Here is an 8,716-nt window from a genome sequence, read left to right as displayed (position 1 = left end):
CGGCGGGCCCGGGGCGGCGGCCGGGGCCGGCGGGGACGCGGGTGGCGAGGTCCGGCGGCGGCTGCTGGCCGTCGAGCCCGGGCGGCGGCGGCGCGCCCTGCTGGAGCGGCACTGCCGCGCCGAGGCCGCCCGGGTGATCCGGCTGGAGGAGGCCGCCGTCGACCCGGCCGCGCCGCTGACCACCCTCGGTTTCGACTCCCTGCTCTCCCTCGAACTGCGCAAGCGGCTGGAGGCCTCGCTGGGGGTGCGGCTGCCCGCGACCGCCATGTGGCGCTTCCCCACGATCGACGCGCTGGTGCCGTTCCTCGCCGAGCGGATGGGCATCGCCCTTCAGGCCGCGCCCGAGAGCGCGGCGGACGGCACCGCCCCCGGAGCGGAGATCAGCGGACCCGACAGCGCAGACACCGGCGGGCAGGACGGCGGGCTCGACAGCGAGCTCGACGCGCTGTCCGAGAGCGAACTCGCGGCGCTCCTGATGGCCAGGACCCAGCAGATCGACGAAGGGCGTTGAGCATGACCACGCCGCACGACACCCCGACCCCGGCCGCCGCGCTGAAAAGCGCCTTCCGGACCATCGAACGGCTCCAGGGCCGGCTCGACGCCCAGGAGCGCGCCGCCGCCGAGCCGATCGCCGTGATCGGCCTGGGCTGCCGCTTCCCCGGCGGCGCGGTGGACGCCGACAGCTACTGGCAGTTGCTCGCCGACGGCGTGGACGCGGTCCGCGAGGTACCGCCCGACCGGTGGAACGCCGAGGAGTTCTTCAGCGCCGAGCCCGCGCCCGGGAAGCTGGCCACCAAACGGGGCGGCTTCCTGGACCGGGTCGACCAGTTCGACCACGCGTTCTTCGGCATCTCCCGCCGCGAGGCGGTGTTCATGGACCCGCAGCAGCGGCTGACCCTGGAGGTCGCCTGGCAGGCGGTGGAGCACGCCGGGCTCGCGCCCTCCGCCCTGGCCGGCAGCCGCACCGGCGTCTACCTGGGCGTGTGCAGCTCCGACTTCGCGATGGAGACGCTGCGCCACCCGCTGGACTTCTCCGCGTACGCCAGCACCGGATCGGCGCACAGCGTGGTCGCCGGCCGGCTGTCCTACACCCTGGACCTGCGCGGCCCGAGCGTCGCGGTGGACACCGCCTGCTCCTCCAGCCTGGTCGCGGTGCAGCAGGCGTGCGCGGGCCTGCGCGCCGGCGAGTGCGACCTCGCGCTCAGCGGCGGGGTCAACGTCATCCTCTCGCCGCTGCCCAGCATCTCCTTCTCCCAGTTCGGCCGGATGGTCTCGCCGGACGGCCGCTGCAAGGCGTTCGACGCCTCGGCGGACGGCTACGTACGCGGCGAGGGCTGCGGCGTCGTCGTCCTCAAGCGGCTGTCCGACGCGGTACGCGACGGCGACCAGGTGATGGCCGTCGTCCTCGGCGGCGCGGTCAACCAGGACGGGCGCAGCGCGGGCGTCACCGCGCCCAACGGCTCGGCGCAGCGGGACGTGCTGCGCCGGGCGGTGGCCGCCGCCCGGATCCGGCCCGAGGAGGTGTCGTTCGTCGAGGCGCACGGCACCGGCACCCGGCTCGGCGACCCGATCGAGGTGGAGGCGCTGGCCGAGGTCTACGGGCGGCCCGAGGGCGCCCCCGTCTACCTGGGAGCGGGCAAGACCAACATCGGCCACCCGGAGGCGGCGGCCGGCATCGCCGGGCTGATCAAGGCCGTGCTGGCGCTGCACCGGGGCACCATCCCCGGCAACGTCCACTTCCGCGAGCTGAACCCGGACATCTCCTTCGACGGCACGACCTTCGCGGTGCCCACCGCCCCGACGCCCTGGCCGGACACCGGCCACCCGCGCACCGCGGCCGTCAGCGCCTTCGGCTTCAGCGGCACCAACGCCCACGTCGTCCTGCGCGAGGCGCCGCCCCGCCCGGCCGCCGAGCCCGACGAGCGGCGCCCGGCGTCGGTGCTGGCGCTGTCCGCCCGTACCGGCGCCGCGCTGACCGAGCTGGCCCGCGCTTACGGCGACCGCCTGACGCGGGGCGGCGAGCCGCTGGCCGACCTGTGCCACGCGGCCAACACCGGCCGCGCCCGCTTCGACCACCGGCTGGCCGTCACCGGCCGCACCCGGCAGGAGGTGGCCGGGCGGCTGGCCGCCTGGGCGGCGGGCGACCCGGACGGCGCGGGCACGGCCGCCGGCGAGGGGCCGGGCGGCGAGACCGTCTTCGTCTTCGCCGGGCAGGGCGTGCAGCGGGTCGGCATGGCCCGCGGCCTGTACGAGACGCAGCCGGCCTTCCGGGCCGCGCTGGAGCGCTGCGAGGAGATCCTGCGGCCGGACCTGGAGCGGCCGCTGCTGTCCGTGCTCTACCCGCAACACCCCGGGTCGCCGGAGGCGGCGGCCCGGCTGGAGGAGACCGGGTACGCCCAGCCCGCGGTCTTCGCCGTCGAGTACGCGCTGGCCGAGCTGTGGCGCTCCTGGGGGGTGGAGCCGGCCGCGGTCCTCGGCCACAGCTTCGGCGAGTACGTGGCGGCGTGCGTCGCGGGCGTGATGAGCCTGGAGGACGGGCTGGCGCTGACCGTGGCCCGCTCCCGGCTGATGGCGACGCTGTCCGGGCACGGCGCCATGGCGGCGATCGCCGCGCCGGAGCTGGTGGTGGCCGAGGAGATCGCCGACCACCCCGAGGCGGTCTCCATCGCCGCGGTCAACGGCCCGGTGGCCACCACCGTCTCCGGCGACCGGAAGCTGGTGGCGGAGGTGTGCGCGGCGTTCGCCGCCCGCGGGGTGCGGGTCAAGCAGCTGGCGATCACCACGGCCTCGCACTCGCCGCTGGTCGAGCCGATCCTGAAGCCTCTGCGCGAGGCCGCCGCCGCGATCCGCTTCCAGCCGCCCCGCATCCCGCTGGTCTCGAACCTGGACGGCCGGGCGCTGGCGTGGGACGCCGCGCCCGACGCCGACTACTGGTGCGAGCACGCCCGGCGGCCGGTGCGGTTCGCCGCGGGCGTGGCGACCCTGCTGGACCTGGGCGCCCGGCACTTCGTCGAGACCGGCCCCGCCCCGGTGCTGCTGGGCCTGGTGGACGCCGTGGTGCCGCCCGAGCGCGGCGCCGTGCTGCTGCCCAGCCTGCGGCCCCGGCAGGACGACTGGCAGGTCGTCACCGACTCCGTCGCCCGGCTGTACGCGGCGGGCGGCGAGATCGACTGGCGGGGCTGGGACCGGGACTACCGCAGGACCCGGGTGGCCGTGCCCGCCACCCCGTTCGAGAAGACCGTGTGCTGGCGCGAGCCGCGGCAGCCCGGCAGCGCGGCGGCCGGCGGCGGCGTCGAGCCGCTGCCCGACGGCGGCGCGGCGGAGGGCGGGCCCGCGGACGAGGAGCTGCTGTACCGGCTCGACTGGCGGCCGGCGCCACCGGCCGGTGACCGTACGAGCGGTGACCGTACGGCCGGTGACCGTACGGGCGGCGAGGCGCCGGGCGGGTGGCTGCTGTTCGCGGACGCCTCCGGGGTGGCCGACGCGCTGGCCGGGCGCCTGCGCGAGCGGGGCCGGCGGTGCGTGCTCGTCACGCCCGGCCCGGAGTACCGGCCGCGGGACGCGGAGGGCCGGGCCGCGGTGCGCCCCGGTCACCCCGGCGACCTGCGGGACCTGCTCGCCGGGCTGGACCTCGCGGACAGCGAGGAGCTGACGGCCGTCCACCTCTCCAGCCTGGACTGGCGGGACCCGGGCCAGGCGCAAGGCGGCTGCCTGGAGGTGGCCCGCGCGGTCGGCGCGCTGGCCGGCGCCGGCCGTGCGGCCCGGCTGTGGCTGGTGACCCGGGGCGCGGTGCCCGCCGGGCCGCCCGGCCCGCGGCCGGTGGCCGCCCCCGCGGCCGCGCTGTGGGGCCTGGGCCGGTCGCTCCAGCAGGAGCACGCCGCGCTGTGGGGCGGCCTGGTGGACCTCGACCCCGGCCAGGCGCCCGCGGAGCTGGCCGAGGGGCTGCTGCGGGAGGTCGCACACCGGCGCGGCGAGGACCAGGTCGCGCTGCGCGGCAGCCGCGCGTACGTCCCCCGGCTGGTGGCCGCCGCCGGCGACGCCGCCCCCCGGCGTACGGCGGGCCTGCGCCGCGACGCCGCCTACCTGGTCACCGGCGGACTGAGCGGCGTGGGCCTGGCCATCGCCCGGTCGCTGGCCGGGGCCGGGGCGCGCCGGCTGGTGCTGGTCGGCCGCACGCCCCTGCCAGCGCGCGCGGCGTGGGCGGGCCTGCCCGGGGACCACCCGGCGACGGCGCGGGTGGCCGCGGTGCGCGCACTGGAGGCGCTGGGCGCGGAGGTCCACGCCGAGGCGTTCGACGTCGCCGACGAGGCCGCCCTGGCCGGCTTCCTGGACCGCTGGGACGGCGAGGGCCGCCCGCCGCTGCGCGGCGTGGTGCACGCGGCCGGCGAGGGCGCGGTGATCCCGCTGGCCGAGCTGGGACGCGAGGACCTGGAGCGCCAGTGGCGCGGCAAGGCGCTGGGGGCCTGGGCGCTGCACCGGCACCTGGCCAGGCGGCCGCTGGACTTCTTCGTGCTGTGCTCCTCGACCAGCTCGGTGCTCAGCTCGCCCTCCTTCGGCGCGTACGCCGCGGCCAACGCGTACCTGGACGCCCTGGCCCACCAGCGCCGGGACGCCGGGCTGCCGGGGCTGAGCGTCAACTGGGGCATCTGGCGGGACACCGGCATGGCCGCCCGCGCGCCCGGCGCGGGCCCGGGCCTGAGCCGGGGCATGGGCACGCTGGAGCCCGACCAGGCGGTGCGGGTGTTCCACCAGCTGCTGCGGTCGGACGCCGCGCAGCTCGCGGCCGTACCCGTGGACTGGTCCGACTGGGGCCGCCGGTACCGGGACGCGTCCGGGTCCGCGCTGCTGGACGAGCTGATCGGCGCACCGGCCGCCGGACCGGCCGAGCCCGCCGCGCGGGCCGGCCGGTCGTTCCTCACCCGCGAGGAGCTGTTCGGGCGGCCGCCCGAGGCGCGGCCCGCGCTGCTGGCCGACCGCCTGCTGGAGACCCTGGCGGCCACGCTGGAGGACCGCGACGCGCGGCCGGGGCCGGACCAGCCGCTGGTCGACCTGGGCGTGGACTCCCTGATGGCGGTGGAGCTGAAGAACGGCATCGACAGCGGCCTGGGCGTGACGCTGCCGGTCGGCGCGTTCCTGGACGGCGCCTGCGTGCGCGACCTGGCCGGGCTGATCCTGGACCGCCTCGCGCAGGAGGAGGACGGCGCCGGCGGCGGCATCGAGCGGGTGGCCCGCGTGGGACGTACGGGGCTGCCGGCGGACGTGGCGGCCGAACTGCTGGCCGAACTGCGCGGCCTGTCCGGGCATGAGGCCGGGACCGCGGTGGAGAGCGAGGGACGGGCATGACGGATCCGACGACGTCGACTGCGGCCGCGGAGCTGGCGGCGGCCCTGGCGGCGCTGCCCCCGGACCAGCGGGCCGTGTTCGAGCGGCGGCTGCGCGAGCGCGGCGTGGTACGGGACGCCTTCCCGCTGACCGCCGCCCAGCGCGGCGTGTGGTTCCTGGAGCAGCTGCGGCCGGGCAACCCCGCGTACACCATCGCCGCCGCGCTGCGCATCCGCGGGCCGCTGGACGCGGGCGTGCTGCTGCGGGCGCTGAACGAGATCGTGCGGCGGCACGAGGCGCTGCGCACCACGTTCGAGGTCCGCGACGGCCGCCCGGTGCAGGTGGTGCACCCGGCCCTGGAGCTGGACCTGCCCGAGACGGATCTGCCGGCCGACGGCGTCCCGTGGGACGAGCCGACCGGGGAGGAGCTTCAGCGGCGGGTGTTCGCCGCGCTCGGCGGCCCGTTCGACCTGGCGGCCGGGCCGCTGCTGCGGGTGCGGCTGCTGCGGCTGGGCCCGGCGGACCGGGTGCTGGCCCTGGCCATGCACCACCTGGTCTCCGACGGCTGGTCGGTGCGGGTGCTGGTGTCCGAGCTGACCGAGCTGTACGCCGCGTTCCGCGCGGGCCGGCCCTCGCCGCTGCCGGAGCCGGGCATCCAGTACGGCGACTTCGCGGTGTGGCAGCAGCGCCGGCTCGCCGAGCAGGACATCGCCGCCGGGGTGGCGTACTGGCGGGGCCACCTGGCGGGCGCCCCCGACGTGCTGGGCCTGGCCACCGACCGGCCCCGCCCCGCCGTGCAGGGCTTCCGCGGCGGCTCGGTGCCGGTGCGGCTGCCCGAGCCGCTGATGCGCGAGCTGGCCGAGGTCGCCCGGCGGCACCGCGCCACGCCGTACATGGCGCTGCTGGCGGTGCTGCACACCGTGCTGCACCGCTACAGCGGCCAGGACGACGTGGTGATCGGCGTGCCCACCGCGAACCGGACCCGCCGGGAGGTGGAACCGCTCATCGGGTTCTTCGTCAACACCCTGCCGGTGCGGGCGGACCTGAGCGGCGACCCGGCCTTCGCCGAGCTGCTGGAGCGGGTCCGCGAGGCGTGCGTGGGCGCGTACACGCACGAGGAGCTGCCCTTCGAGCGGATCGTGGAGGAGCTGCGCGTCCCCCGCGACCTGAGCCGGCCGCCGGTGTTCCAGGCGTGCCTGTCCTACCAGAGCGACCCGCTGCCCGCGCTGGCCATGGGCGACGTGGAGATCCGGCAGCTGCCGCTGGCCGCCCGGGGCGCCCGCTTCGACCTGGAGCTCCAGGCGTTCGACGACGCGGGGGCGCTGGCCGGCTGGTTCGAGTACGACCGGGACCTGTTCGACGCGGCCACCGTGGCCCGGCTGGCCGGCCACTTCCGGCGGGTGGCCGAGCTGGTGGCCCGCCACCCGGACGTGCCCGTGGGCGGCCTGGAGCTGCTGGACGCCGACGAGCGGCACCGGCTGGTGGCCGAGTGGAACGCCACCGCGCGCGAGTGGCCCGGCGCGGGCTGGATCCACCAGGAGTTCGAGAAGCAGGCCCGGCTGCGGCCGGACGCCGAGGCGGTCCGCTTCGAGGGCCGGTCGGTCGGCTACGCCGAGCTGAACCGCCGCGCCAACCGGCTCGCCCACCACCTGACCGGCCTGGGCGTGGGCCGGGACGTGCTGGTCGGGGTGTGCCTGGAGCGCTCGCCGGAGCTGGTGGTCAGCCTGCTGGCGGTGCTGAAGGCGGGCGGCGCGTACGTGCCGCTGGACCCGGGCCACCCGCCGGCCCGGCTGGCGTACGTGATGGCGGACGCGGCGGCGCCGGTGCTGCTGACCCGGCGCGGACTGACCGCCGTCACCCCGCCGGAGGGCACCCGGGTGCTGTACGTGGACGAGCCCGAAGCGGTGGCGGGCCGGCCCGACCACGACCCGGACGTGAAGGTCGGCGGCGAGGACCTGGCGTACGTGATCCACACCTCCGGCTCCACCGGGCGGCCCAAGGGCGTGATGAACGTGCACGCCGCGATCCGCAACCGGCTGCTGTGGATGCAGGACGCCTACCCCGTCGGGCCGGGCGACCGAATCCTCCAGAAGACGCCGTTCTCCTTCGACGTGTCGGTGTGGGAGTTCTTCTGGCCGCTGATGACCGGCGCGACGCTGGTGGTGGCCCGGCCGGACGGGCACCGCGACGCCCGCTACCTGACGGAGGTCATGCGCGCGGAGAGCGTCACCACGGCGCACTTCGTGCCGTCCATGCTCCAGGTGTTCCTCACCGAGCCGCGGGCCGCGGACCTGCCCGGGCTGCGCCGGGTGTTCTGCAGCGGCGAGGCGCTGCCCGACGCGCTGCGCGACCGCTTCCTGGCCGCGTCCACCGCCGAGCTGCACAACCTCTACGGGCCCACCGAGGCCGCCGTGGACGTCACCGCCTGGGCCTGCGGCCGAGGCGACGGGCCCGGCCCGGTGCCCATCGGCCGGCCGATCGCCAACACGCAGACGTACGTCCTGGACGGGCGGCTGCGGCCGGTGCCGGTGGGCGTGGTGGGCGAGCTGTGCGTCGGCGGCCGGAACCTGGCCCGCGGCTACCTGAACAAGCCGGAGCTGACCGCCGAGCGGTTCGTCCCCGACCCGTTCTCCGCCGCGCCCGGCGCGCGGCTGTACCGCACCGGCGACCTGGCCCGGTGGCGGCCGGACGGGGTGCTGGAGTTCCTGGGCCGGATGGACCACCAGGTGAAGGTGCGCGGGCTGCGCATCGAGCCGGGCGAGATCGAGTCGGTGCTCACCGAGCACCCGGGCGTGCGGCAGGCCGTGGTCAGCGCCCGCGCGCGGGCCGCGCACGACGTGCGGCTGGTCGCCCACCTCACCGCGGCGGACGGCCCGGCGCCCACCGCCGCGGAGCTGGCGGCGCACCTGCGGGAGCGGCTGCCGGACTACATGGTGCCGTCCGCCTTCGTCACGCTGCCCGCCCTGCCGCTGGGCCCCAACGGCAAGGTGGACCGGGCCGCGCTGCCCGAGCCGGACGGCGAGCGCCCGGACCTGGCCGCCGCGTACGTCGCGCCCGGCGAGGGCCTGGAGCGGGACCTGGCCGAGCTGTGGCGGGACCTGCTCGGCGTGGCGCGCGTCGGCGTCCACGACAACGTGTTCGACCTCGGCGGCCACTCGCTGCTGATGGTGGAGTTCCGCGCCCGGCTCGCCGACCGGCTCGGACACCGGGTGGAGATGGTGGACCTGTTCCAGTACCCCACCGTCGCCGCCCTGGCCGCGTACCTCGGCTCCGCCGGGGACGCCGCCCCCGCCCTGGCCTCCCGCGGCCGGGGCGAGGCCCGGCGGCTCACCCACGACCGGCGCCGGCACTCCGCCGAGCGCCGCACGCGCGCACGAAACGGTAGGTGACCGAC

The 8,716-nt window shown here is 77.5% G+C and carries 3 protein-coding genes; all 3 read left to right on the top strand.

Going from position 1 to position 8,716, the window contains the following annotated elements; translation table 11 throughout:
* Positions 1-511 (top strand): acyl carrier protein (locus RKE29_RS04905; RefSeq protein WP_312003778.1); only part of this gene is annotated, 511 nt, incomplete at its 5' end.
* 2 nt (positions 512-513) lie between these two features.
* Positions 514-5,343: a type I polyketide synthase gene (locus RKE29_RS04900; protein ID WP_312003776.1), complete on the top strand. Its 4,830-nt coding sequence runs from the start codon at positions 514-516 to the stop codon at positions 5,341-5,343.
* Positions 5,340-8,711, top strand: coding sequence for an amino acid adenylation domain-containing protein (locus tag RKE29_RS04895; protein WP_312003775.1), 3,372 nt, complete (start codon positions 5,340-5,342; stop codon positions 8,709-8,711). The genes RKE29_RS04900 and RKE29_RS04895 overlap by 4 nt, the downstream gene beginning before the upstream one ends.
* The last annotated feature ends 5 nt before the right edge of the window (positions 8,712-8,716 follow it).

It is taken from the genome of Streptomyces sp. B1866, from assembly GCF_031932565.1.
In the GTDB taxonomy this organism is placed as follows: domain Bacteria; phylum Actinomycetota; class Actinomycetes; order Streptomycetales; family Streptomycetaceae; genus Streptomyces.
This window is presented reverse-complemented; position numbering and strand designations above follow the sequence as displayed.